Raw genomic sequence first — 26,309 nt, 5'->3', positions numbered from 1 at the left:
GACTCCTACTGGCGCACCTTCGGCAACACCCTCAACACCACCGGGCGGCAGAACTCCATCATCCGCCTCGCCTGGGAAGCCAACGGCAACTGGTACGAGTGGTCCGCGACCAATCCCACCGCCTACATCAACTGCTGGCGCCACATCGTCACCGCGATCAGATCGACGGCGACCCCGGACCCGGTCATGTCCTGGACGCTCAATGCCCATTACTCCCAGAACCCGCCGAGCCACAACCCGCTGGACTTCTACCCCGGCGACCAGTGGGTCGATAAGGTTGGTATCGACAACTACGACCAGTACCCCGCCTCGCGCACCTTCGCCGATTTCACCGCGCAGGCGAACGCCCAGGGCGGTATCACCTGGCTCTACAACTTCGCCCGCAGCCATGGCAAGCAGTTCGGAGTCGATGAATGGGGAGTCGCCTCAGGCTCCGGCGCGAACGGCGGAGGAGACAACCCCGATTTCATCAGCTGGATGTACGACTGGTTCCGCGCCAGGGCCGGCGGGGGGACGTTCGTGGACGAGATGTACTTCAATGTCTGCGCTCCTGGGAACGTCGGTTCGAACCTGAACGCCGCTCCGAGCGCGACCTGTGTCTTCTTCAACCCCAAGTCCGCCGTGCGATACCGAGAACTGTGGAGCCGCATATGATCTGACAGCGGCGGCGATGGTGCGGGGCCGCTTGGGTCCTCCGCGCCATCACCCCCACCCGGCAATGCTGATACCTGGGCCCAGAGAGCAGCCAGCTCCGGGCCCAGGTATCGGCAGCGGCATCATAGGGATGCACACCGTTTCCACCTGGTGAGGTATCTGGCGTCGTCGCCCGACCGCTCTGGCCTACGACGGAAACCTCGCATCCAACCGACTCGATCACTGTTGGTCAGCCATCTTCGCCCAGTTCTCGGCGAGTACTGCGGCTCCCCGGATCAGCTGCCCCCAGGGCGCCGGTAAGTTTGCCGGACAGCGGCTTTTGGGTGAATCTGAGTATTTCCGGCGGGGTTGGGGTGTGGGGTTCGGCTGGGGCGGGAGCTCGAAAACAGGACGGGCATGACACCTGGGTGATCATGGAGGTTCCCAGGCCGTCCTGATCCCTGCGGTGTCATGCCCGCCGCACCGTTATCGTCGTCGGTTCCTGCGCTGGAATCGCTGGCCTCCATGCTGGCCGACGATGGGTTTTCCCCTACGCCACCGGGGGGTTTACTGGCGGTGTTCGCCCAGGTCAGTGACCCTGGGACGGCTACTCGAAGGCCGCATGGAAATGCGCGGTGCGGCCGTTTTCAAGCGTACTCGAATGCACCGACATTTTCCGGGGCCGTCGTGCGGCTCAGGCACCGGCCACGCGCCCGCGGTCGCCCTGGTCCGACCCGGCCGAACCGTTGCCCTGACAGGCCAGTTGACGTGCACGGCCACGGGCAGCGCCGGGGTTCCCTCGCTCCGGCCCGGTCGCTGCCGGGCACGCCGAAACCGTCCGGACCAAGCGGCTGATTCCACCGAGTGACACGCTTCTTCGGTCGCGTTCAGCCGCATTCTTACGACCATTCCTTCGAGTTCATACACAGGGCGTCGCAGGCGCTGGCCAGGCCGGCTTTTCTGGTCGTACTGTCCGGCACATGCAGATCGCGTTCACCGCTGTCGACGCCCACCAGGGGCGTCCGGTCGATGTTCTGCTGCGCGCCGATGCTCGCACTCCGCTACGCGAACTGGCCCACGCTCTCAGCACCGTGCTGCGCCTCGCACCGGCCGGGGCGGTCGCCTGTCCACGTCTGACCCTCACCAGCCATCCCTGGCCACTCGATCCGGCGCAGCGCCTTGGCGCGTCGCCGTTGCGGGATGGCGCCGTACTGGTGCTGGGAGCGCCGGCTCCCCACCGGGCCCCGGGAACGGGTCTGGTCGATCTCGAGGTGAGCGCCGGTATCGGCGCCGGTGTCATCCATCCGCTGGCGATCGGCGAACATCGCCTCGGCAGCACACCACTCGGCCTGGTCAGGCTGAACGATCCGGGAGCGCGGCCGCTCGCCGTCGTACGGGTCACCCCCGATGGCGGTTGCCAGGTACGTCCACATCACCAGGTTCGCGTCACCTACCCCAGCCGCGGTGAGCCGCAAGGCTCGGTCCTCGCCACGATCGAGTCCTCGGCCTGCACCCTGCGCCTGGTCCGACCCCGGGCCCAGGCCCAGGCTCTGGCACCCCGCGCGCGGGCCGACGGCACCGGTTCGACGGGTGTGCATCGGGCGCCACGCATCCGTCCGCGGCAGGAGGTCCGCAGCTTTCGGCTACCCGCCGCGCCCACCCGACCGCGACCAGCACCGATCCCCGTCATCGCCGCCGTGCTGCCGATGCTGGCGGCCGCCGCGGTGGCGTTGGTGCTGGACTCGCCCACGCTGCTGATGTTCGCCGCGCTCGGACCGGTCAGCATGGTGGCATCCGTCCTGAGCTCCCGTCGTCGGGACAGCCGCACCTACCGCCGGGAGCAGCAGGCCCACCGGCGCGGCACTGCCGAGATCAACCGGGCGGCGCGGGCGGCGCTGCGTGCGGAGCAGGAACGCCGACACGCCGACCATCCCGGCCCAGCGGAGCTGTTCACCACCGCCTGGCACCAGGACGAACGGCTGTGGCGCCGCCGCCGCGACGACCCGGACTATCTCCACCTTCGACTGGGCGTCGCCACGCAGCCCAGCCTGGTGGAGATCGCCGGTGCCGCCGCGGGCGAACCCGCGGTACGGCTGCGCGCACCTCTGCCCGCGCTGCTCGAGATGGCGTCGCTGGGAGTCGCCGGTCTGGCCGGAGCGGATCCGGCGACCCGCGCGCTCGGCTCGTGGCTGGTCGCGCAGGCAGCGGTCCTGCACAGCCCAGCGGACCTGGCCATCTGGGTGCTGGTCGCGGAGCCCGCCGACGCGCCGGCCTGGTCGTGGATTCGCTGGCTGCCGCACTGCCACCGGGCTGATGCCACCGCCGCGGCCGGCAACGGTGCCAGTGTCGGCGCGGCGACGCTGCGGTTCGCCGTGGGACGTGAGGCCTGCGTCTCCTTGGTGCGTGAGCTGCGTTCGCTCGCCGAGGGGCGCGGCGACCTTCCGGCGGGCCAGACCCGCCCGGGCCCGGAGGTCCTGGTCATCCTGGACGGCGCCCGGGCGCTGCACACGGTGCCTGGGCTGCGTGCGCTGCTGCACGCGGGGCCGGCGGCGGGCGTTGTCCTGGTGTGTCTCGAACGGGAGAGCCGTCATCTGCCCGCGCAGTGCCGAGCCGTCGTCGAGGCGACCGAAGATCGCCTGGTCCTTCGGCTGGATCAGGGCCCGACGACCGCCGACGTGCGGTCCGACCTGGTCGGGCCGGTCGGTGTGCCGGCAGGGTCGGGCGAGCTCGCCGGCACGATCCGTTGGTGCGAGTCCACCGCACGGGCCCTCGCGCCGCTGCGTGACACCGACGCCGACGAGGGCGCTCTGCCAACCCGGGTGCACCTGGTGAACCTGGACGGCCTCGCCCAGGTGTCGGTGGCGGCGATCCAGCGTCGCTGGGCCCGCGGCCGGTCCGAGCCGACCGCGCCGGGTCAGATCAGACCGGGTCAGATGAGACCAGGTCAGATCGGGCTGGGTCGGATCGGGTCCGTCCCCATCGGCGTCGCCGGTGGGGAGACCTTCAGGCTGAGTCTGCCCGAGGACGGCCCGCACGGCCTCATCGCCGGGACCACCGGTGCGGGCAAGTCGGAACTGCTACAGACGATCATCATCGCGCACGCGGCGACCTACCGGCCCGACGAGCTGGTGTTCGTACTGGTCGACTACAAGGGCGGTGCCGCGTTCGCCGAGTGCGCGACCCTGCCCCACACCGTGGGTCTGGTCACCGATCTTGATCCACATCTGGTCCGCCGTGCGTTGACGTCGCTGGCGGCCGAACTGCGCCGGCGCGAGACGTTGCTGGCCGAGTACGCGGCCAAGGACCTCGACGCCCTGGCCCGCCAGCCCGGCCGGCTGGCCACCGGCGTGGTTCCACCCCGTCTGGTGCTCGTCGTCGACGAGTTCGCGACGCTGGCCCGTGAACTGCCCGACTTCGTGGCCGGTCTGGTCAACCTGGCACAGCGCGGCCGGTCGCTGGGTCTGCATCTGCTGCTGGCCACGCAACGACCGAGTGGCGTGGTCTCACCCGAGATCCGGGCCAACACCAACCTGCGGATCGCCCTGCGGGTCACGGACGCGCACGAGAGCGACGACGTGGTGGGCCGGCCCGATGCGGCCCTGATCGGCCGGGCCACGCCGGGCCGGGCGGTGATCCGGACCGGTCCTGGGCGGGTGCACCTCGTGCAGACCGCCTGGGTCGGCGACATCGCCGGGCGGTCCGACGCCGCCGGGCGAGGACCGGGAGTCGGCCTGCCCGCACCCGAGATCGTCGAGCTGCCCTGGCCCTGGCGCGGTCACGGCGATGCCCGCCCCGGTGAACGCGCCCGCCCGGATTCGGCCGGTGCCGCCGGAGCGAGCGGTGCCATCGGAGCGGGTGGTCCCGCCCGATCCGATGATCGGGCGACCGGCCCCACCGATCTGACGGTCCTGGCCCGAGCCGTGCGCCTGGCCGCCGAGGGCCTGCGGATTCCCACGCCGCGCAGCCCCTGGCTCGCACCGCTCCCGCAACGGCTCACCCTCCCCCTGCCATCCGCCCAGTCGCAGTCGCGCCACGGCGTCCGGCCGGGCCCGGAGGCCAGGGCTGCGGCGGCGGCTCTCCCTGCGGTGCACGTCGGGCTGGCCGACCACTGCGCCCGACAACTGCAACTGCCGTTCACGACCGATGTCGAGAACGGTGGTCACCTGCTGGTCGTGGGCGCGCCTCGATCGGGTCGTTCGACGGTGCTGCGCGCCATCGCCGGTTCGATCGGCGCCACGTTGTCCCCGCGCGACGTCCACCTGTACGGCCTTGATTTCGGGGGTGCCGCGCTGCGCGGTCTGGCGGATCTGCCGCACACCGGTGCCGTGGTCGACCGCGGCGACCTCGACCGGGTCAGCCGGCTCCTGCGGCGGCTGACGGACCTCGTCGACGGGCGACGCCGCCAGTTCGCCGCCGAGGGCGCCGCGGACCTGCGCGAGGCACGCCGGCTGGGCGAGGCCCACACCGCACCCCCCTACCTGGTCGTGCTCGTCGACGGGCTGGAGGGCTTTCTGAGCGACTTCGAGGATCTCGACGGCGGCGACACCGTCGATCTTCTGCTGCACCTGCTGCGGGAAGGGCCGGCGGCCGGCGTCACGGTGGTTCTCACCGCGGACCGTAGAGGTCTGACCGGACGGTTCGCCGCTCTCGTGCCCGAACGGCTCGTGCTGCGCATGACGGATCCCGCGGACGCCGCTCTCGCCGGCATCCCGGTGGCGGACCTTCCCCAGGACCAGCCGCCGGGCCGGGGTGTCGTGGTGGGCGGCCGGTTTCCCGATCCGGTCGAGGTGCAGGTGGGCCTGCTCGATCCGGATCCGGCCGGGCGTGCGCAGGTGGCCGCGCTACGCGCGATCGCTCGCCGCGGGCACCGCACCGACAGCGGCTCCGCCTGGCCCGCACCCCTGCGCGTCGAGGCGCTGCCGGAGCGGATCACCCGGGCCCAGCTGGTCGCGGCGGCGCCCGGCCGGCCGGAGCCGCTGGCCGCGGTACCGCTCGGGGTCGGCGGTGACGACCTCGACGTCATCACCGTCGATCTTGCTGGTAACCCCGGGTTCGTCATCGGCGGCCCACCGCGGTCCGGGCGCAGTTCGGTCCTGATGACCTTCGCGCTGGTCCTGCTGGCCCGCGCGGTGGCGATGGTGGTGGTGGCGCCGCGGCCCTCGCCGCTGCGTGACCTGCGCGGCCAGCCGGGAGTGACCGTCCTCTCCGACGCCGAACTGCGGGATCCGAGCGGGCCGCAGCGCACGTGCGGGCCACCGTGGGCGCTCGGGCAGCCGGCTGGTCGCCCGGTGGCGGTGCTGGTGGACGACGCCGAACTGGTAGCGGAGCCGGTGGCCGGCGCCCTCGCGGAGCACTGGCGGCACGGCCGGGGCAGCACCGGGCCGTTCCTGCTGGCCGGGCTGACCGAGGATCTGCTGCTCCAGTACCGGGGGTTCGCGGTCGACCTTCGCCGAGAAGGGCACGGGCTGCTGCTGGCGCCGCGGCGAACCACCGACGGTGATCTGCTCGGCGTCCGGTTCCCGCGGGCCCGGTCCGGTCCCAGCCCGCCCGGCCGCGGGCTGCTCGTCCAGCACGGCCGGCTGCTACCCGTCCAGATCGCCGGCCCCGACGACTCGTCTCCCCCTGGTGGGCATCCGCCCCCGACCTGAAGGGAAACCGTATGCGGACCGTCACCACCCCGACCGCCATGCAGGCCGCGTCCCGGATGAGCCAGACGTTGCCCGAGTTGCAGCGCACGGCCACGGACCTGATCGGTCACGGCTCCACGCTGGCCGATCCACGCAACTGGGAGGGGCCCAAGGCGCAGCTCTTTCGGGGCCAGATCTGGCCGGAGGTGCAGCGTGCGCTGACCGACCTGCACCTGAACCTGACCGAGCTCGCGCATGGCATCGCCGAGATCAACCGCAGGACCGCCGAAGCCGGCAGCTGATCGCCTGGCCGGATCGGTGCCCTCCCGCGACCCGTCCCGCCTTCCCCGTGTCATCCGCCGCCGCGTGGGTCCAACCCGCGCCGAGCATCCGAGGAGCGACCATGACCTCGATTGACGTCACCGTCCGTAGTACTCCGGAAGCGGTAGCCGCCGTCTCCGATCTCGCTTCGATCGTCAACGGCCCCCTGCTGGGCCATTTCGACGAGCTGCGTTCGATCGCCAGAAGCCTCACCGATCCCGAAAGCTGGGACGGCCGGGCCGCGACCGACTTCCGAACGAACATCTGGCCTGGTTACGAACGCACCCTGACGGATCTGCACGCCCAGCTCGACCAGCTGCGCGCCCGGCTCGCCGAGATCCAGAACGAGATCCAGAACGCCGGATGAGCCGCGCACCCGCCCCGGTCAGCCGCGCAGGACGGGCAGGAGCAGCCCGATCGCCCCCATCCGGCCAAGCTGCAGGCATTCCCGGTTGGTACGCACGACCACCTCGCCGACATCCATCTGCAGCAGCGCCCAGCCGGCGTCCAGATCCAGCAGATCATCCGTCGGGTGCCGTTGTGCGAAATGGACGGCCGCGACATGCCGGTCCGCGCTGGACAGCAGGGACACCCAGCCGCCGAAGGCCACCGAGACCCAGCGGCGGGTGTCCGGTGCCCACCCGCACAGGTTCAGCCGCGCGGCGAGTTCCCGCTGGGCGAGACCGGCCACGAACGTGCGCGGGGCCAGCAGCACCACCCGGGCGCCGACGGTGGGCGTCAGCCGGCCGGCGATGTCCGGGACGGTCGGCGACTCCGTCTCGATCTCCCGTTCCCTCGACGCGCTCGAGCCGGCGACGGGATGGGCCGGCGAGACACCCGAGCCCAGCCAGGGAGCGGTCACGGGATCGCTGGGTGCGCTCGAAGGTGACGGCACCACTTCGGTGGTGAAGCGCAGACCATGGGCGACGCGGCCGTCCCACCCCGCCAGGCTGGCATAAGGCGCGTTTGCGATCAACGCCATAGCCGCTTCGACCGCGCCTGTACCGCCGCGTCGCCGCTGCTCCGCCATCCGAGGCCTCCGTCTCGACCTATAGTTGAGCCAACCACTTAGGTTTGCCTAACTTAACGGAGGAGACGGAAATGCGCCACCAGTCCGTGATCACGCTGAGTCGGAAACCTGGCCTGTCCCGCGTCGACACCAGCACGCGCCACCGCAACCGGCACACGCCGGCCGGCTTCGGCCACGAGCCGCGACCGTCCCAGGTGAGCCCCTACCGGGAACGCCTGCGCGAGAAGCAGCAGCTGTGCCTGCTGTACCGGATCAACGATCGGCAGCTGCGCGCCGCGCTCCAGGAGGCGGTGCGTCGCGGCGGACCGCCAGGACCGGCTCTGCTCGAGAGCCTGGAGACCCGGCTTGACGCGACGGTCTGGCGCTCCGGCCTGGCCCGAACCATCCACCAGGCCCGTCAGTTCGTCCTGCACGGCCACATCCAGCTCAACGGACAGCGCGTGGAACGACCGGGTCAGCTCGTCCAGCCCGGCGACACGGTGACCGTCACGACCCGCAGCCGCGCCATCCCCGCCTTCCGGATGCTCTCCGACGAGCCGGCACCAGCCGCGGCCGTCACCACACCGCCCCATCTGGAGGTCCGTCACCACGACCTCGCAGTGATCGTCAGCCGTCGACCCCGACGCTGCGAGATCCCCGTCGCCTGCGACGAGCAGCTCGTGGTGGAGTACCTCGCCCGCTGAACCCCCGCCCACACCGACACCCCCGCCAACACCGACCGTCCGATCGACAAGGACGGTTACGCGGAGCGAGAAGGGCCAGGTCCGGACATCCGCCACCCCTGGAACAGCTGCCCATCGTGCGTTCATACCGCCATATCCGTCACCCCGTCGCTCCCGCAGCGCGACCGCACTGATACGGTCACAGCGGGTTTGTCCGCCCGGAACTGACCGACACCGACCGGCACCGGTGGACGCAGCCTGCGAGGAGGCCGGCGTGCACTCGGAGCCCTTCGTGTCCGCCCCCTGGGCAATTGCGGTCGATCGTCACAGGACGGCCGAAGAACGCGCGTTTCGCACCGGATGCCGGGCTGGCCGACCTAGCATGAGCGCCACGTGGCGTGCCCCGCGGCTTCCTGGCGACCGCCGCCCGGCACGCTCGTCCGCCCGGCCCTGTACCTGATCGGGGGCGATCCATGTCGACCACCTCGTTTTCGTCGGCTCCGCCGCCGGCAACGCCACCACCGGGCGGTCCGGCGCCGGACGACCGGTCCGTGGGCGCCGGCGGGGTGCCGTCCCGACAGTCACTGCCCGCCGTCGACCCGCAGGTACGTGCCCGGCAGCGGCTCCAGGCGGCAGCGGCGATCACGGCCATTGTCCTCGCGGTGGTGGGCGTGCCGGTGCTGCTCATCGTGCTGCTCGGCCCGCCGGTCGGTCAGGGCGGCGGCACCGGGCCGATCGCGCGGGCCGTCGTGTCGCTGCTGCTGTGGGCGGCCTGGGTGCACTTCCTCGCCTGCCTGTACGCGGAATGGCGCGCCGAGGTGCGGGGCAGCGCGCTCGCACCCCGCATACCGTGCGGCGGTGTTCCACAGGCCGTCGCCCGCCGGCTGGTGGTCACCACCCTGCTGCTGTCGGGTACGACCGCCCTGGTCGTACCCGTGACGTACAGCCAGGCAAGCGGTGCCCGGCCGCGTCCGGCCAGCTATCCGTTGCCGCCCGCGGCTCCCCAGCCGAGTGCTGCGCCGGCCGCGTTCGGGCCAGGCCAGCAGGCTGCCGCACCGCAGCTCGCGCCGGCCGGGCAGGCCGGACAGCCCGGGCAGGCGCCGTGGCACCCACGGTCGGCGGCGACAGGCGAGGTCGAGCTCCGGTCGCAGCGTCCTGGTCTGCTGCCCGGTCCCCACGATCCGCCGCCCGTTCCCCCGCGTCCCGGTGGCACGCCGCCGAACGAGGCGCCCGCGTGGCTCGGCCCCGCCGGCCCCGGCCACGGCATCGATCCCGACGTCCACGCCAATGACGATGTCAATGTCGGCGCCGATGACACCTACGATGCCGATGACACCTACGACACCTACGACACCTACGATGCCGACGACATCGATGACATCGACGACATCGACGATGCCGCCCCGGCCGCTGCGACCCGGCCGTGGTCAGGCGACGCACCGGCCGCTGAGCTGCCCGATCACGGCGCGGGCGCCTTCGACGGCGCCGGCATCGGGGCGAACGCCGGGCCCGGTCGCCCGGAGCTGACCAGTCCGATCGTGGACGACCACCAGGGGCTCGTGCCCGGCGAGCGGGTCGTCAAGCTCTACGAGGTGCGTCCGGCCGGGGGGCGCCACCACGACACGCTGTGGGGCATCGCTCAGCGCTTTCTCGGTGACGGCCTGCGGTACCGGGAGATCTTCGATCTCAATGAGGGCCGCACCCAGCCGGACGGCCGCACCCTGTCCAAGCCCTCGCTCATCCATGCCGGCTGGGTTCTGCTGCTGCCGGCGGACGCCCAGGGCGACGGACTACGCGTGCTACGCATGTCGCAGATCACCGGCGGCTGGCCCGCGGACGTCGGCCGCAACGTTGACCCGGCCGACGAGTACGACGAGGACGACGGGGACGACGACGGGGACGATTATCCCGGCGGTGACCACGACCGTTCCACCGTCGGCGAGTCCCACCACGAGGACCGTGGTGAGCGTGGCTTCGCCCAGAGCCGCGAGATGCGGGTGGCCGAGGATCACGGCGGTCACGTCGATCGACCGCTGACGGCCGCCGCGCTGGTTCCGGCGCAGGAGTTCGTCGGGGTGGCCGCGGCCGGTCTGCTCGCCGCCGGTGTTCTCGCGGCGCTGGCCCACCGGCGCACCGCATCAGGGGCCGACGCGTCGGCGTCGAATCCGGCCGAGGACGCCCTGGTGCTGGCAGCCGACCGCGAGGCCGCGCACTTCGTCGACCGGGCGCTGCGAGCCCTCGCCGTCAGTCTCACGGCGCAGCAGCGCCTGCTCCCCCCGGTCTACGCCGCCATCCTCACCGACCAGATGCTGGTCCTGCACATGGCGCCCGCCGAGCCGAACCCGCCGCCGCCCTGGTTCGCCGCCGACGGGCCCGGATCATGGTGGATCGACCGGTCCGTCGCGCTGATCGGCGACCCGGACCAGCCCAGCGAGGCGGACCTGGACGCGGCCGAGATGCCGGCGCCCTACCCAGCCCTGGTCACCTTCGGTCACGACGATTCCGGCTCGCGCATCCTGGTGGACCTCGAGGGCGCCCCGGGCGTCATCAGCCTGCTCGGCGACCGGCCGGTGGCTCTTCAGGTGGCGATCACTGTCGCGCTGGAACTGGCCACCAACATCTGGTCCGACGACCTGAGGGTCTGCCTCATCGGCTTTCCGCCGGAGGTCGCCGTCAACGAACTGCTGGCCATCGCACCGGACCGGCTGTGGACGGCCGACAGCGTGGCGCGGGCGTTGGACGAGCTGTCAGGACCCGACGACGAGGAACCAGCCGCTCAGCTCGGCGACGCGGACTTTCCGTTGGAGGCGGGTCAACGCATCCCCGGAAACCCGGATGCGCTCGCCCCAGACCTGCTGATCCTCGCCGAACCGGTGGATTCGGCCAGCTCCGAACGGCTGCGCCGGATGGCCCGGGGACGTCGACACGCCATCGGTGTGCTCACCATCGGCGACACACCCATCGCGCAGTGGCGGTTCACGGTGGACGCGAACCGCCGACTGTCCCTGGGTGTGCTCGGCGTCGATGTCCGGGCCCAGGCCCTCTGGCCGGCGGAGTACCTCGCGGTCGCAGACCTGTTCCGCCCCACCGACGCCGCCGGCCCTGGCCCGATGAGCTCGCAGACCGCGCTGGTGTCGATACCCGCGCCGACTCCGGTACCGCTGCCGGTACCGCTGCCGGCCGACGAGATCACCCGCCCACCGGCGCAGGGCTCGATACCCGGCCTCCTGCCCTGGATGCCACCACCGCCCCCCGCCGGTCCCGCGGCGACATCGGCTCCCCGGCCGGCTCCTCCAGCCCTTCAACCTGTTCCCCCGGTGCCCCAGCCAGCTCCGCCGGCTGCGCTCTCGATGCCCGCGCCCGCCGCCGGTGCGTTCGACCCGGACGGGACCCGACCGCCGGCGGACGGCCAGCGCCCACCACCTGCTCCCCCGTCCCCGGCGGTTCCGGTGTCCCCCGCCGAGCAGCCCACGGAGCAGTTCCACCTGGCAGACCCGCTGATCCGCCCGACGGACATGCCGCGGGTCCCACCCGTCCACTTCTACGAGACTCCCGGGATGCGGGCCAGCCGGGACGCCGCGCGCACCCCGGAGCACGCTCCGGCACCGGCGCCAGCTCAGGTTCCGGCGCCACCGCGGATCTCACCACCCCCGCGTCCCTCGATCCTGCCGCCCAGCGAGGCGGCAGCGGGCGCACCCAGCGCCACGCCCGCGGCACCCCCCCCCCCCCCCCCCCCCCCCCCCCCCCCCCCCCGGGGGGCCCCCCCCCCCCCCGGCCCCCCCCGGGGGGGGGGGCCCCCGCCGCCACCCCCGGCCTCGCCGCTGTGGCCCCCGCCGCCACCGATATCCGCGATGCCCATGATGCCCACTGCGTCGGCGGTACCCGCGGTGCCGGTACCCGAGGAGCCACCGGCCACCGGCGAGGCCCAGGTGCGGGTGCTCGGTGTACCCACCGTGGAGGCTCCGGGCAGGCCACCGGTGGTGGATACGGAGCTGCTGACCGAGCTCATCGTGTATCTCGCGCTGCACCGTGAGGGCGCGAACGAACGCACCCTCACGCAGGAGATCTCCTTCACCGAGGTCGTACCGTCCCAGCCTGGCCCCGCGGCCTTACCAGCCATGCTGGCCCGTGCCGGACGGTGGCTGGGCGTCGACGCGGCCGGGGCACCCCGCCTCGCCGCGGACGCCCAGGGACGCTGGCGGCTGAGCCCGGACGTGCGCTGTGACTGGGAGCTGTTCGTCGCCTACACCCACCGGGCCGCCCTGCCGGGCAGTGACACCGAGGCCGATCTGACCACGGCGTTGCGCATGGTGAGCGGCCCGCTGTGGACGAACCTTCCGGACGGGCGGTACCGGTGGGTCACCGCCGGCCCGATCGCGCGCGGTACCCGGGAGGGCGTCATCGACGTCGCGCATCGACTGGCCGGGCTCACCCTCGACTTCGGCGACACGATGACAGCGATGGCCGCCTGCCGGACCGGGCTGCGCGCCGTGCCGACCGCTCAGGTGCTGTGGCGTGACCTGCTGCGGACGGTGGCTGCCCGCGGTGACCGTCGCACGCTCGAGGCGGTGGTCACCGAGATGTACCGGACGATCGGCACCGCCGGCACCCGACGCGGTGGACGGGCCGAAGCGGAGACGGACGGCCTCGTCCAGACCCTGCTTCCCGGTTACCGACGCGCCCGGCAGTGACCCGAGCCGCCATCGGGAATCAGATGGCGGCGTCCTGGGCGAGGACCCGACGGGTGGCGCGGCGCAGACGTTCGGCCTGCCGGCGCAGCTCCTCAGCGCGTGCGTCCAGGTCACGCCGGGCCGCGAGCAGGACGTCCAGCGCGATCCCGTCGTCTCCCAGGAGGCTGCGCTGTTCGCCGGGCCTGGGCCCAGCTCCGATCCCAGGCCCGGCGGACGCCTCGGCGGATACCGACCGTGGCCGCCCGGCGCCCTGCGTCGGCACCATGACCTCGTCGCCGCGATGCGGGTGGGCCAGCGGGGCCCGAGCCGCGTGGGCGGGCGGCGTCGTCCCGACCGAGGGGGCACCGACGGGACGCCGACCAGTGGGCGTGCCCCGTCCTGTCGGGCCACCGGTACCCGTCACCGCGGCCGGGCCGGGTGTGCCACCGGTGGCGGTCAGCCTGCCGGTCACGTTCTGCGTGGGCCGTCCACTGGTGCGGACCGCCGGGCGGCCCGCACTCGCCCGCGCCGCTCGGGTCCCTCGGGCTGATCCGGCTGGTCGGGCCGCGGCGACGACGGTCCGGGCTCGGCGACCGGTGGGACGAAGCTGCTCCTCGAAGCGGTCCCGCTCGTCGGCGAGGCTCGCGAGTTCCTCTCCGATGCGGTCCAGGTCGCGGTTCAGGCGCCGACGCAGCCGGCGGACCGCCGGGCCGGTCGGTCCCACCGCCCGGCTGCCTCGCAGGTCATGCCGTAGCCGTTCCAGGTCGTGGTGGACCTGTTCCTCCAGCCGGGACAGCCGACCCTGCGCCTGCCGGGCGGCCAGGCGGGAGATCTGGCCGGTGATCAGCGGCGAGCGGGCCAGGGTCCGCACGCCCAGGGTCATCACCGCGAGGCCGAGAAGCTCCGCGGCCACGGCCCACGGCGTCAGCCGCAGACCACCGCCGAGCAGGCCCACGCCAAGGGCGACGCCGGCGAGCGGCTCCACGCTGACCGAGGCCGGCAGCGACGCCGGTAGCGGAGCCATCCCGTAGGCGCTCTGCGACAGCACCGCGCTGAGCACCGCGACGACCGCGACGACCCACGGAAACCAGGAGCGGGCCAGCCCGCCGATCCCACCGGAGGTCAACAGCTGCCCGGCTCCGCTGACCAGGGCGGCCTGCAACGCGGAGAGCAGACCCGCGGCGCCGGCGAGCAGGGGTGCGCGCCGCACCGCGGGCTGGGCGCGGGTACCCCAGGTCGCGGCGACCAGCACGACGCACACGAAGGTGAGGGTGATGAGCCAGCCGGTGGAGGTGGCGTGTTGGATGTCCCCCGAATCGGGGCGGCCCGCGGCGATGAACACCGCGAGGCCGGCGGCCGTGGCCGCCGCGGCGGCCCAGTCCCGGCGGGGCACCACCCGGCGGGCGAGCAACGCGGCCAACGGCAGGGCGAACAGGAGCTGGCAGATCTGCAGCGGTTCGACCAGGGCGACCGCGCCGCTGGTCAGCGCGGCGGCGGAGAGCATGCTGCCCGCTCCGCCGATGGCGATGCCGAACACCCAGGCGGGCCGGCGCACCAGCCACCACAACAGCCGCAGCCGCAGGACGTCGCCCGGCGGCGCACGGAAGGCCACCCGCTGCTGTAGTACGGCGGCGACGCCGAAACAGACCGCGGCGGAAAGGCCCAGCAGATAGGTGGCCACGCCTGCTCGATCCCATCCCATAGGCCCGTAGGCGGTGATCGTCGCACCGCTTACAGCGGTGCGCCCCAGCCGCCCGCGGGCTGGTTGCCCCACAGGGTGTCATGTCTGCTGCCGGATGTTGGGCACTCAACGATCGTCTGTACCCAACTGGGCGTTAAGGACTTCCAGTGTCACATCCGACAGCGTCCTCCCCACCGGCGGGTCGACTTCCCACCACATTCCACCCATGAGGAACCCACCGGAGACCGGGGGGTTCGGGGGGCCGAGGGGAAGCTGGCGGAGGTCGGCGGGATCAGTCTCCGACGACGCGGTCGCGACCGGCGGCCTTGGCCGCGTACAGGGCCCGGTCGGCCCGGTCGAGCAGGTCGGACAGGCGGTGGTCCCGTTCCTCGAGGCAGGCGACGCCGAGGCTCACGGTGACCGCCCGCGGTCCGTCATCGGACTCCAGCCCGGCGCCGGCCACGGCCCGGCGCAGCCGTTCGGCCAGTGCCATCGCGTCCGGCGGGGTCGCGACGGTGACCACCGCGATCTCCTCACCGCCGATCCGGCCGACGATGTCACCCGAACGCAGCACAGCCTGGATGCAGGCGGCCACCCGCACGAGGACCAGGTCGCCGACCCGGTGGCCGTAGGTGTCGTTGACGCGTTTGAAACGGTCGATGTCGACCATGAACGTGGCCAGTGGCTGCCCGGAGGAGCGACATCGGTCGAACGTCTGCGCCGCGAGTTCGAGGAAACGGCGGCGGTTGGGCAGGCCGGTCAGCGGGTCACTGACCGCCAGCCGGGTGACCTCCTCGAACCGGCAGGCGGTGTCGCAGGCGAACGCGATCTCGGTCAGCAGGTCACGGCTGAGCCCCCGCTGCCCCGGGCCGCCGGGCAGGGCCAGGTCGCTCGCCACCACCAGCACGGTCTGGGACGAGGAGCCGGCCGGCGACGGCGCTCCCGGTGGTGCGGCGGCCACGATCCAACGGCGGATCAGGCGCTGCTGCCCGGGCAACGGTCGAATACCGGTGGGCATACCGGCGAGCGGCCGCCTCGACATCCGCTGGGGACCGGCCCGACCAAGGTCGCCCTGGGCGGCGTGGTCGAGCATCATCGCCGTCTCCTCGGGCACGACGGCGCCGACCGCGCCGGGGGCGACGTCGCCGTCCACCGCGACGACGCGCAGCGGGGCGTCACCGACCCGGCGCATCGCCCACACCGCGTCGAAGGGAAACAGCCGCCTGGCGACATGCATGATCTGGGCGAGCAGGGAGCAGACGTCGATCGAGGTCGCGGCCATCGACACCCGGTGCAGGTGTTCCCGCAGCGCGGATCGCCGCTGTTCGACCAGGGCCAGGGCGCGCTGCGCCGCCGGGTCGGTCTGGCTGCGCAGCGCCGCGAGATCGGCATGGCTCGCCGTGGTGAGCAGTTCCCGCTCGATCTGGGCGGCGGCCGAGGTGGTCATCGCGAGCAGCAGCGGGCTGCTGTCCCGGGACGGGCAGGTGAAGTTGACGGCGCCGACGATCGCGCCCGAGACGGGGTCGCGGATGGGTGCGGCGGCGCAGGAGACCGTGTCCGCGCCTTCGACGTAGTGCTCGCCGCCGTCGACCATCACCGGACGGCCGATCGCCAGTGCGGTGCCTATCCCGTTGGTGCCGACGACGGACTCGGAGAAGTCGTACCCCTGGAGGAACGCGCCCTGATCCGTCAGCAGCCGGACGAACGTGGGGTCGCCGCCGAAGCGCAGTCGCAGCAGCGCGTCCGGGCCGGCCAGCGCGCTGATGAGGGCGACATCGGGCAGCCGGTCCAACACGGTGTGCAGCACGGGGCGGGCGGCGCGCTCGAGCAGACTGTCGGAGTCGACCTCGAGAAAACGGACCACCGGGTCCTCCAGCGGCACCGCCAGCTCACGCGCCCGCGCCCAGGACTGCCGGATGACATCCCGGACACCGACCGGCTCGACCGCGTCACCCTCGAAGAACTGCCTGCGCGCCCGCTCCAGCGCCACCTTGCCCACAGGAGAAGCACCAGCCTCCTCGCGGACTGCCTCCGCTGGCGCCTGGCGATACATCATCGGGCGTGGCTTTCCCGCATATCTGACCGTCTTGATCCTTTCTTTCCCGACGCTCCCAGGCTAACCCGGGTTGCACGACCCGTCCACGGCGCGGATTCGGGACGGACGGATGTTTTGCGCGCGTCGTGAAAAGCATGGATTTCAGCGGGATTTCGGGCGACCGGCCCAGACCAGCCCAGCCAGTCCGGTTCGATCCCGGCGACGGGCCGAGGGAACACGCGGGTCAGGTGCCGGCACGGCGCCCGACCCGCGACCTCCTCAGCGAGCGGTGACAGTGGCCGGCAGGCGCTTGACGCCGTTCACGAAATTGCTGGTAAGAAAATCAGCCGGGCCGGCCTCGATCCCGCCGACGCGTTCGACGAGCCGGCCGAACAGCGAACGCAGCTGCCTTCGGGCGAGGCTCACGCCCAGGCAGAAGTGGGGGCCGCCGCCGCCGAAGCCGACATGCGGATTGGGGTCCCGACCGATGTCGAACTGAGCCGGCTGGGCGAAGACGCTCTCGTCGTGGTTCGCCGACTCGTAGAACATGACCACCGGTTCGCCGGCCGCGATCGCCACCCCACCGAGCTCGGTGTCCTGCGTCGCCGTCCGGCGGAAGTGGATGACCGGGCTGGAGTAGCGCACGATCTCCTCGATCGCCGTGCCGAGCAGCGACGGGTCGTCCAGCAGCCGCTGCCACTGGTCGGGATGCTCGGCGAACAGCCGCATCCCCTGGCTGGTGCTGGTGCGGGTGGTGTCGTTTCCCGCGGTGGCGAACAGGACGAAGATGCAGCGTACGGTCGTGTCGTCGATCGGCGCGCCCTCGAACTCGGCCTCGAGCAGCATCGAGAGGATGTCGTCGCCGGGGTTCCTACGGCGGTCGGCGACCAGTTCCGCGGCCAGTCGATGCAGGGTCTGCGCCGACTCGAGGGCGACGCTGGAGCTCTCCTTGCCAGGGACGCTGAAGTCGGGGTCCTGGGCCGCGATCTGCCCCTCCGCCGCCGAGCGGAACTCCTCGCGCATCGACTCCGGCACGCCCATCATCGTCGAGATCGTCCACAGCGGAAGCGTCGTGGACAGCTCGGCCACGACGTCGCCGCCGCCACGTTCGACGAACTCGTCCACGATGTCGTGCGCCTTCGCGGTGATCGCCGCTTCCAGGCGACCGACCTGACGGGGCGTGAACGCACCACTGACGATCTTACGCAAAGCGGTGTGCCGCGGCGGGTCCATCACCAGGAAGGACGCGTTGAGCTCGAGGAACTCCGGCGGCAGCTCGCCGATCCCGACACCCGCGCCGGAGCGGAACAGATCCGGGCGGCGGCTGATGAGCTGGACATCCCGGTGGCGGGTGACCGCCCAGAAGCCGCCTTGCTGCGGCGCCATGCTGAAGGCGCTGGGTTCGCAGTGCACGATCGGCGCGTCGCGGCGGAGCTCGGCGAAGTGCGCGGCACGCCCGGCGGCCGGCTGCCCCCAGAACTCCCTGCTGGACACCAGCGGAGCGACGGAAACAGATCCAGACATATGGGCCTCCTACGCGCGACTCGGACCAGATGGACTCGAGGCCAGACACCTGGGAGGCGCCAACCGGAACGCACCACCCGACCCGCATCCAGTGCAATAATACATATCAGATAACTTTGTATGATTACATCTCATGGCGAAGCGACGAGGCTGGGCTGGGCGACCACCCGCCGATGAGGACGAGGCCCGCGCGCGCATCATCGAGGCGGCGATCCGTTGTGTCGACCGGATCGGTCCGCGCGCGTGCACCCTGTCCGACGTCGCGGCGGAGCTCGGCGTCATCCGCCAGACCGTGTACCGGTACTACCCCAGCGCCGCCGGGCTGTTCACCGCCGTCGGCCGGGCGTCGGTCGACTCGTTCACCGACGAGCTCGCCGGGCATCTGCTGCCGATCGAGCTCCCGGCGCTGTGGGCGGTCGAGGCGCTGGCGACGACGATCGAGTGGCTGCCCACGAAGCCGTACCTGACCCTGGCGCTGGCGGCCGGGCACACCGAGGCGTTCAGTCGCGGGGTCACCTCGCCGGTGTCGCGCAAGCTGCTGCGCGCGCTGATCTCGCGCTCACACGTCGACTGGACCGCCGCCGGCTACGACGATCGCCGTCTGGACGAGCTCGCCGAGCTGCTGCTACGGCTGTTGCAGTCGATGACGATCGACCCGCCCGACCCGGCGCGAACCGGTCCACAGCTGCGCGAGTTCCTGTGGCGTTGGATCGCCCCCGCGGTCACCGCACCGAGCGCCCCCAGGCCCGGCGACCCCGCGTGGGCCGCTCTCACGGGTGCGTCGCCTCCCGGCTGACCTGACCATGCTGGCTCTGACCATGCCGGCTCTGACCATGCCGGCTCTGAGCATGCCGGCCGTGGGCGCCGAGGACGGTTGCCGGTGGATGTGCGTGTGACTAGCGTCAACTTCGCTACCAGGAACTACCGGACGAACCTGGGATCGAGGGGTCATGGCGCTGCGCTTCGTCTTCCACTACCCCGACAGGCATGGCCCGGAGGGCGACATGCTCGACGCGGGCGACCTGCGGGAGGTGGCCGTCACGGCGGAGCGGGCGGGGTTCGACGCGCTGTCGCTGACCGAGCATCCCGTGCCCGGGGCCAGGTGGTTGTCCAACGGTGGGCATCAGAGCCTCGACCCGTTCGTCGCGTTCGGGTACGTCGCCTCGGCCACCGAGCGACTGCGGCTGTTGACCTATCTGTCGGTCGCGCCGTACCGCAACCCGTTCCTGCTGGCCAAGGCGGCCGCGACCGTCGACAAGCTGTCCGGCGGGCGGTTCATCCTGGGGCTCGGTGCGGGCTACCAGAAGTCCGAGTACTTCGCCCTCGGTGTCGACCTGGCCGAGCGTGGGGAGCTGTTCGACGAGGTCCTGGACGTTCTGCCGCTGCACTGGAGCGGGCAGCCGTTCAGCTATGCCGGTCGGCACTTCAACGCCCGCGACGTCATCGCCCTCCCGCGGCCGGTGCAGGACCCGATCCCGATCTGGATCGGCGGCAACTCCCGGGCCGCGCGCCGCCGGGTCGCCCACCGGGCGCAGGGCTGGATGCCCATGGCCGGTTCCCCGCAGCTGAGCCAGACCGCCCAGACCACGAACATCAGCTCCGACGCGCATCTGGCCGAGCTCATCGCCGAGGTGCGCACGCAGGCGGGCGACGCCGGACGCGGACCGCTCGACGTCGCCTACGCGTACACCGACGCGGCCATGGCGAGTCTGGAGCAGGACCCCACGGTGGACGCGGACCGTCATCGCGAGGCGTTCGCGGCACTCGAGAAGGCGGGGGTCACCTGGCTGGTGATCGCCCGCCCCACCCGGACACCGGCGCAGACCCTCGAGTTCGTCGAGGCCTTCGGTTCCACCTATCTCACGGTGTGACCGGTCAGCGGAGCTGACGCGACGGGCGGCCGAGCGGGCGATCCCGTCGGCGACACGGTGCTCGGCCGTCCCGGCTGGGGGCGGCCGGCCAGGATGGAAGGCGTGGGCATGGGCTGGTTCGAGCAGCGCGGCGGACTCGAGGGCACCGTCGCGGTGGTGACCGGGGGTGCCGGTGGACTCGGCGGCGGAATCTCCGCCGATCTGGCGGCCAACGGCGTACGGGTCGCCCTGCTCGACATCGACGGGGAGGCCGTCGAGCGGACACGGGCCGCGCTCGAGGCCGCCGGCCACGACATCATCGCCGTGCGGGGCGACGCCCGTGACCCGGACACCCTCGCCGCGCTGTTCACCGCGGTGGACGAGCGGTTCGGCCGGCTGGACACCCTGGTCAACGTGGTCGGCGGTACGTTCCAGGCCTCGTTCATGGACACCGGTCCGAACGCCTGGAACGCCCTGATCCGCACGAACCTCCTGCACGTCCTGCACGCCTGCAAGCTCGCGGTGCCGCGGATGCGCGCCGGTGGGCGCGGCGGCAGCATCATCACCGTCTCGACCATCGAGGCGCACCGGGCCGCGCCCGGCTTCGCCGTCTACTCGGCGGCCAAGGCCGGCGTCGAGCAGTTCGGCCGCACCCTCGCGGTCGAACTCGCCCCCGAGCGCATCCGGGTGAACAGCATCGCCCCGGACTTCACCCCCACGCCGGCGCTGGAGCGGGCGGCCGGCGGACAACGCACGGGCATGTCCGATCCGGCCGGCCTGCCGATCGCCATTCCGATGGGACGGGCTGGGCTGATCGGCGACATCGCGAACGCCGCGGTGTTTCTCGCCTCCGGGCTGTCCAGCTACATCACCGGCACCACCCTGCACGTGGACGGCGGGACCTTCGCGTCCTCGGGCTGGTTCAACTGGCCCGCCCAGGGGTGGGCGAACCACGCCCCGACCTACCTGCTGGACACGCTCGCCGCGACCCAGCGGGAAACCGATGCGGCGGCGGCGCGGCCCGAGTAGCCGGCGCCACCGGAATTCACAAAATGGACATATGTTCCGGAATTCGGGTTACTTATCTTTGTTCAGTTACCCGATGTGAACGGGGTCACAGCGCATAGCCACAGGGTTCAGGTGGCCAGCGGGGATTCCCACCCGGGTTACGACATCGAGGTTGACGTCGACATTGACACAGCGCTATCCTCACTCGGCCGTCATCAATTTCGGCTAGTTTGCCGAGCCCGCCAGGAAATGCGCCCACTCCCGCGACATGCGGGCCGGGCGCCTCCCGGGCGGCGGCATGACCGTGCATGTGAGAGGACGTTGAATTCGGTGATGGGCACATTACGCGGTTTACTCCGGGCCGTCGGTGTCGCCACGGCCGTCATAGTGGCCGCTGCCGCCTGTTCCTCCAGCGGTTCCACTGACGGTGGCACCTCGACGGCCACTGGATCACCCATCAAGATCGGTGCCATCTGTACGTGTTCTGGAACGCTCAGCATTAAGGGACCGGCCGAGGCCTACAAGGCCTGGGTCGCCAGCACCAACGCGGCCGGTGGCGTCAACGGCCACCCCATCGAACTCACCCTTCTGGACGACTCCGGGACGCCTGGCAAGTCCGCGACGGCCGCCCGCACCCTGATCTCCAAGAAGGTCGTGGCCATCGTCGACCTGACCAATGTCGACCAGACGTGGGCCAAGCTTGTCCAGGACGCCAGGATCCCCGTCGTCGGCGCCCAGGTGACGACCACCCCGTCGTACACCAATCCGTATTTCTTCCCCCCGGGCCTGACCGAGAACTCGCTGTTCACCAGCGTCCTGCGGTCCGCGCAGGAAGCCGACGCGAAGAGCTTCGGCATCTTCTACTGCGCCGAGGCGGTGCAGTGCCAGGAAGGCCTCGAACCGCTGAAGAAGGTCGGCGAGGGCCTGGGCCTGCCGGTCAGCTACGCCGCCGAGATCTCCGCCACCGCGCCGAACTACACGGCACAGTGCATCGCCGCCCGGGACAAGAAGATCGAGGCGCTGTTCATCGCGCACGTCTCGGCCGTCGCCGAGAAGGTCGCGGCCAACTGCGCGCAGCAGAACTACCATCCGGTCTACGTGGTCAGCGGCGACACCATCGGCAAGCGCTACGAGACCCTCGCCGGGCTGAAGGAGAACCTGGTGGCCCCGGCCTCGAGCCTGCCGTTCTTCCTGGACACACCGGCGCTGCGGACCATGAACGCCGCGCTGGACAAGTACTCCCCCGGGCTGCGTGACGACAAGCTCCTCTACAGCCAGGGCGTACCGCTGGGCTGGCTCTCCGGCCAGTTGTTCGGGGCGGCCGCCAAGGCCGGTGGGCTCGGTGCTGGCGGCTCCACGCCGACCTCCGAGCAGGTGCTGAGCGGCCTGCACGCCCTCAGGGGCGAGACCCTCGATGGTCAGGCCGCACCGCTGACCTTCGAGGCCGGCAAGGGGCACCAGATCAACTGCTGGTTCGAGATCAGTCTGCGTGACGGCAAGCTCGGCGCGCCGAACGACACGAAACCCACCTGCGCGACCAGCAGCTGACCGCCGTCGTTTCGGGCCGGGGGGTCCACAGGGACCTCCCGGCCCGGGACGAGCATGCCCTGTGCCTGAATCGGAGCGCCGCGTGCACCAGTTACTGCCCTTCATCGTCATCGGACTTGCCACCGGCGCGGTCTACGGCATGGCCGGCGTGGGCCTGGTCCTCACCTACAAGACATCAGGAATCTTCAACTTCGGCTACGGCGCGATCGCCGCACTCGACGTCTATCTGTTCTACTTCCTGCACACCGACCATGGCCTGGCCTGGCCGCTGACCGCCCTTGTCTGCGTTTTCGTCTTCGCCCCCCTGCTCGGCCTGGGTCTCGAACTGATCGCCCGGCTGCTCGACGGTGCGAGCGACACCATCAAGGTGGTCTCCACCGTCGGGCTCATTCTCATCGTCGCCGCGCTCGGCCAGCTCTGGCACCCGCAGACGACACCGTCGTTCCCGCATTTCCTGCCGCAGTCGACCGTGCACATGCTCGGCGTCAACGTCACGTGGGAACAGATCATCGTCTTCGTCTTCTCGCTGGTGGCATCGGCGCTGCTCTACTGGTTCTTTCTCGCGGTGCGCCTGGGCGTCGTCATGCGCGGTGTCGTGGACAACCCCGAACTCGTCGCCGTCTGCGGTGACGATCCGGTGCGGGTGCGGCGCTGGGCCTGGGTGATCGGTGCGATGTTCGCCTCGATCGCCGGACTGATGCTCGCGCCGGCGCTGTCCCTGGACGGCGTCACCCTGACCACCGCGGTGTTCGCGTCGTTCGGCGCGGCCGCGATCGGCTATTTCTCGAACCTGCCGCTCACGTTCGCCGGCGGTCTGCTGGTCGGCATCGGCGGCGCGTTGTTCGAGAAGTACGCCGCCACGGTCAGCTGGGTCGGCGGGCTGCCGCCGAGCCTGCCGTTCATCGTGCTGTTCATCGTTCTCGTCGTCACGCCGCGGACCCGCCTGGCGTCGCGCCGGCCCACCTCGGTCGCGCCGGTCCGCCGCTCCTACCAGGCACCGACCCGCGTGCGCCTGGTGACCGGGGCCGTCGTGGTGGCCCTGCTCGCGCTCGTGCCGAGTCTGCAGGCCGATCACCTGATCGTCTGGTCGGCGGCGCTGATCTACGTCATTCTGTTCCTGTCGCTCGGGCTGCTGGTACGCCAGTCCGGGCAGATCTCGCTGTGCCATCTCGGTTTCGCCGCGGTCGGGGCGGCCGCGTTCAGCCATTTGGCGGTCGGCGTCGGCCTGCCGTGGCTGGTGGCCGTCATCCTGGCGACGCTGATCGCGGTGCCGGTCGGTGCGCTGGTCGCCATTCCGGCGGTGCGGTTGTCCGGAGTCTTCCTGGCGCTGGCCACGCTCGGCCTCGGCATCGTCCTCGAGCAGGTCTTCTACCCGCGTCATTTCATGTTCGGGACGTCGTCGATCGGCATCGCCAACCCGCGTCCGATGGTGCGGATCGGCAACTGGGATCTCGCCAGCGACTCCGGCTTCTACTACCTGCTGCTCATCATCGTGGTGCTGTGCGTGCTCACCGTCGCCGCGATCAGTCGGGGGCGCCTGGGTCGTCTGCTGGGTGCCATGGCCGACTCGCCGCTGGCGCTGGAGACCCAGGGCACCACCTCGACGGTGCTGAAGGTACTGGTCTTCTGCATCGCCGCGGCGATGGCGTCGCTGGCCGGAGCGCTGACCGGCATGCTCTACCAGTACAGCGTCGGGACGTACTTCCGCTCGTTCGACTCCCTGACCCTGGTCGCGCTGGTCGTGATCGTCACCATCGGTGAGCCGTGGTACGCGGTGCTCGCGGCGATCGGCTTCAACGTCATCCCCGGCTACATCACCTCCTCCGACACCTCGACCTACCTGGCGTTGCTGTTCGGCATCGGCGCGGCCCTGTCCGCGCACGGCACCCGCGGTGGGACGACGCCGCGGGCCCTGCGGCGCGTCCTCGACCGGCTGGGCGGACGCCGTCCAGTCCAACCGGTGACCACCCCGACCAGCCCGTCCGGCCCATCTGACGATGTGGTGCCGATGCCGGCGGGGTCGCCGGCCACGGCCTCGGTGGATGTTCCCGCGCAGCCGGCGCGGACGGGGTCGGGCCTGGTCGTGCAGGATCTGACGGTCCGCTTCGGCGGGGTACGCGCGGTGGCGGGTATCAGTCTCGAGGCGCCCGCCGGTGCGATCACCGGTCTGGTCGGCCCGAACGGTGCCGGCAAGACCACAACCTTCAACGCCTGCAGCGGCCTGAACCGCCCCAGCGATGGTCGGATTCTGCTGCACGGCGCGGACGTCACCGCCCGCGGACCCGCCCAACGGGCCCGGCGTGGGCTCGGCCGCACCTTCCAGCGGATCGAACTGTTCGACAGCCTGACCGTGCGGCAGAACGTCGCCCTCGGCCACGAGGCGGCACTGGCCGGACGCAACCCGGCGAGCCAGCTCATCGGCACACCCGCCCAGTCGCGGGCGGTCGCCGCGGCCGCCGCGGACGCGATCGCGCTGACCGGTATCGAGCACCTCGCCGACCAGCAGGTCGGCCTGCTGCCCATCGGGCAACGTCGCCTGGTCGAACTCGCCCGGGTGCTGGCCGGCCGCTTCGACCTGCTGCTGCTCGACGAGCCGTCGTCGGGTCTGGACGCCCGGGAGACCGAGCAGTTCGGCCGGGTGCTCCTCGAGGTCGTGCGCCAGCGCGGTTGCGGCATCCTGCTGGTCGAACACGACATGACCCTCGTGCGTGACATCTGCGACCGGGTGTACGTCCTCGACTTCGGCGCGCTGATCTTCGCCGGGACGACGGAGGAGATGACCCGCTCCGACGAGGTCCGGGCCGCCTACCTCGGCGATGTGGCGGTGACGGCGAACGCGGCGGCGGCGGACGCGGCCGCGGCCGATCCCGTGACGGCCACGGCCACCGCCGACCAGCCCACGACCGACCAGTCCACGACCGACCAGCCCGCGGCGTTCGTGCCCGTGACGGTCGGCCAGGACACCGCCGCAGCGGAGAGGTGAGACCGCCATGCTGAACCTGACCGGGGTGACCGCCGGCTACGGCAGCACGACAGTGCTTCGCGACGTCGACTTCGCCGTCGGCGAGGGTGAGGTCGTCGCGCTGCTCGGCCCGAACGGCGCCGGTAAGACCACGTTGCTGCGCACCGCCACCGGGCTGCTGCGTCCGTCCGCGGGTCGCATCGAGTTCGCCGGCAACGAGATCACCGGCCGTCCGGCGCAGTACTTCTCCCGCGCCGGTATCTGTCTGCTGCCCGAGGGACGGGGAATCTTCCCGTCCCTCACCGTCCGGGAGAACCTGATGATCCAGGGTCGGGGCCGTGCCCTGGACACCTCGATCGCGACGGCGGCCGAGCTGTATCCCGTGCTCGGCCGTCGGCTGCGGCAGACCGCCGGCAGCATGTCCGGCGGTGAGCAGCAGATGCTCGCCCTCGCCCGCGCCTACCTCACCGACCCGAGGATCGTCCTGGTGGACGAGGCGTCCCTCGGCCTCGCGCCGCTCGCCGTCGACACCATCTACGAGGCACTCGGTCGACTGGTGCGGACGGGGGTGTCGCTGGTCGTCGTCGAGCAGTACGTGCAGAAGGCGCTCGCGATCGCCGACACGGCGTTCATCCTCAACCAGGGCGTCATGGTTCACTCCGGCCCGGCCAAGGAGATCAACATCGAGCAGATCTACGAACGCTACCTCGGCATCAACGCCTAACGATCACCGCCTGGTGGACGCCTCACCGGATCCG

The 26,309-nt window shown here is 71.5% G+C and carries 16 protein-coding genes; 12 read left to right on the top strand and 4 right to left on the bottom strand.

The features are described from left to right. The 4 genes from MXD61_RS12935 to MXD61_RS12920 all read left to right on the top strand — a co-directional run. Positions 1-654 (top strand): glycosyl hydrolase (locus tag MXD61_RS12935; protein ID WP_285223250.1); only part of this gene is annotated, 654 nt, incomplete at its 5' end. A 959-nt stretch (positions 655-1,613) separates the two neighbouring features. Further along, positions 1,614-6,281, top strand: coding sequence for an FtsK/SpoIIIE domain-containing protein (locus MXD61_RS12930; protein ID WP_248813208.1), 4,668 nt, complete (start codon positions 1,614-1,616; stop codon positions 6,279-6,281). 11 nt (positions 6,282-6,292) lie between these two features. After that, the gene (locus MXD61_RS12925; protein ID WP_163548176.1) at positions 6,293-6,562 is read left to right on the top strand and encodes a pyrophosphorylase; all 270 of its coding nucleotides are present in this window, start codon (positions 6,293-6,295) and stop codon (positions 6,560-6,562) included. 101 nt (positions 6,563-6,663) lie between these two features. Further along, a complete protein-coding gene (locus MXD61_RS12920) occupies positions 6,664-6,948 on the top strand; it encodes a hypothetical protein (RefSeq protein WP_248813207.1) in 285 nt (94 codons plus the stop codon). 18 nt (positions 6,949-6,966) lie between these two features. On the opposite strand, the gene MXD61_RS12915 is transcribed toward MXD61_RS12920, so the two are convergent. Then, positions 6,967-7,563, bottom strand: coding sequence for a hypothetical protein (locus MXD61_RS12915; protein ID WP_248813206.1), 597 nt, complete (start codon positions 7,561-7,563; stop codon positions 6,967-6,969). Between the two features lie 119 nt (positions 7,564-7,682). On the opposite strand from MXD61_RS12915, the gene rpsD reads away from it, so the two are divergent. Together rpsD and MXD61_RS28070 are read left to right on the top strand one after the other, a co-directional pair. Continuing rightward, the gene (gene rpsD / locus MXD61_RS12910; protein WP_248813205.1) at positions 7,683-8,294 is read left to right on the top strand and encodes a 30S ribosomal protein S4; all 612 of its coding nucleotides are present in this window, start codon (positions 7,683-7,685) and stop codon (positions 8,292-8,294) included. 530 nt (positions 8,295-8,824) lie between these two features. Beyond that, entirely contained in the window at positions 8,825-12,964 is a 4,140-nt protein-coding gene (locus MXD61_RS28070) for a LysM peptidoglycan-binding domain-containing protein (protein ID WP_308222742.1), read from the top strand. 19 nt (positions 12,965-12,983) lie between these two features. Here the strand turns inward: MXD61_RS28070 and MXD61_RS12900 are convergent, their stop codons facing one another. The 3 genes from MXD61_RS12900 to MXD61_RS12890 all read right to left on the bottom strand — a co-directional run bounded on the left by MXD61_RS12900 (position 12,984) and on the right by MXD61_RS12890 (position 18,183). Further along, positions 12,984-14,624: a DMT family transporter gene (locus tag MXD61_RS12900; RefSeq protein WP_248813204.1), complete on the bottom strand. Its 1,641-nt coding sequence runs from the start codon at positions 14,622-14,624 to the stop codon at positions 12,984-12,986. 292 nt (positions 14,625-14,916) lie between these two features. Continuing rightward, a complete protein-coding gene (locus MXD61_RS12895) occupies positions 14,917-16,623 on the bottom strand; it encodes a diguanylate cyclase (RefSeq protein ID WP_248813203.1) in 1,707 nt (568 codons plus the stop codon). A gap of 315 nt (positions 16,624-16,938) precedes the next feature. Continuing rightward, the gene (locus MXD61_RS12890; protein WP_248813201.1) at positions 16,939-18,183 is read right to left on the bottom strand and encodes a cytochrome P450; all 1,245 of its coding nucleotides are present in this window, start codon (positions 18,181-18,183) and stop codon (positions 16,939-16,941) included. A gap of 133 nt (positions 18,184-18,316) precedes the next feature. On the opposite strand from MXD61_RS12890, the gene MXD61_RS12885 reads away from it, so the two are divergent. From MXD61_RS12885 to MXD61_RS12860, 6 genes are all read left to right on the top strand, one after another. Beyond that, complete coding sequence (locus MXD61_RS12885) at positions 18,317-18,979, top strand: TetR/AcrR family transcriptional regulator (RefSeq protein ID WP_248813200.1); 663 nt, start codon at positions 18,317-18,319, stop codon at positions 18,977-18,979. A 160-nt stretch (positions 18,980-19,139) separates the two neighbouring features. Next, positions 19,140-20,054: an LLM class F420-dependent oxidoreductase gene (locus tag MXD61_RS12880; protein ID WP_248813220.1), complete on the top strand. Its 915-nt coding sequence runs from the start codon at positions 19,140-19,142 to the stop codon at positions 20,052-20,054. 108 nt (positions 20,055-20,162) lie between these two features. After that, on the top strand, positions 20,163-21,062 hold the full coding sequence (locus MXD61_RS12875) for an SDR family NAD(P)-dependent oxidoreductase (RefSeq protein ID WP_248813219.1): 900 nt from the start codon (positions 20,163-20,165) through the stop codon (positions 21,060-21,062). Positions 21,063-21,428: 366 nt separating this feature from the next. Further along, positions 21,429-22,589: an ABC transporter substrate-binding protein gene (locus MXD61_RS12870; protein ID WP_248813197.1), complete on the top strand. Its 1,161-nt coding sequence runs from the start codon at positions 21,429-21,431 to the stop codon at positions 22,587-22,589. Positions 22,590-22,671: 82 nt separating this feature from the next. After that, the gene (locus tag MXD61_RS12865) at positions 22,672-25,572 is read left to right on the top strand and encodes a branched-chain amino acid ABC transporter permease/ATP-binding protein (protein ID WP_248813218.1); all 2,901 of its coding nucleotides are present in this window, start codon (positions 22,672-22,674) and stop codon (positions 25,570-25,572) included. Positions 25,573-25,579: 7 nt separating this feature from the next. Then, positions 25,580-26,275 (top strand): ABC transporter ATP-binding protein, encoded by a 696-nt coding sequence (locus MXD61_RS12860; protein WP_248813195.1) that lies wholly within the window; start codon positions 25,580-25,582, stop codon positions 26,273-26,275. The last annotated feature ends 34 nt before the right edge of the window (positions 26,276-26,309 follow it).

This window comes from Frankia sp. AgPm24 (assembly GCF_023243055.1).
Lineage (GTDB): Bacteria > Actinomycetota > Actinomycetes > Frankiales > Frankiaceae > Frankia > Frankia umida.
Note: the sequence above shows the minus strand (reverse complement) of the source record. Positions and strands in the feature narration are given on the sequence as shown.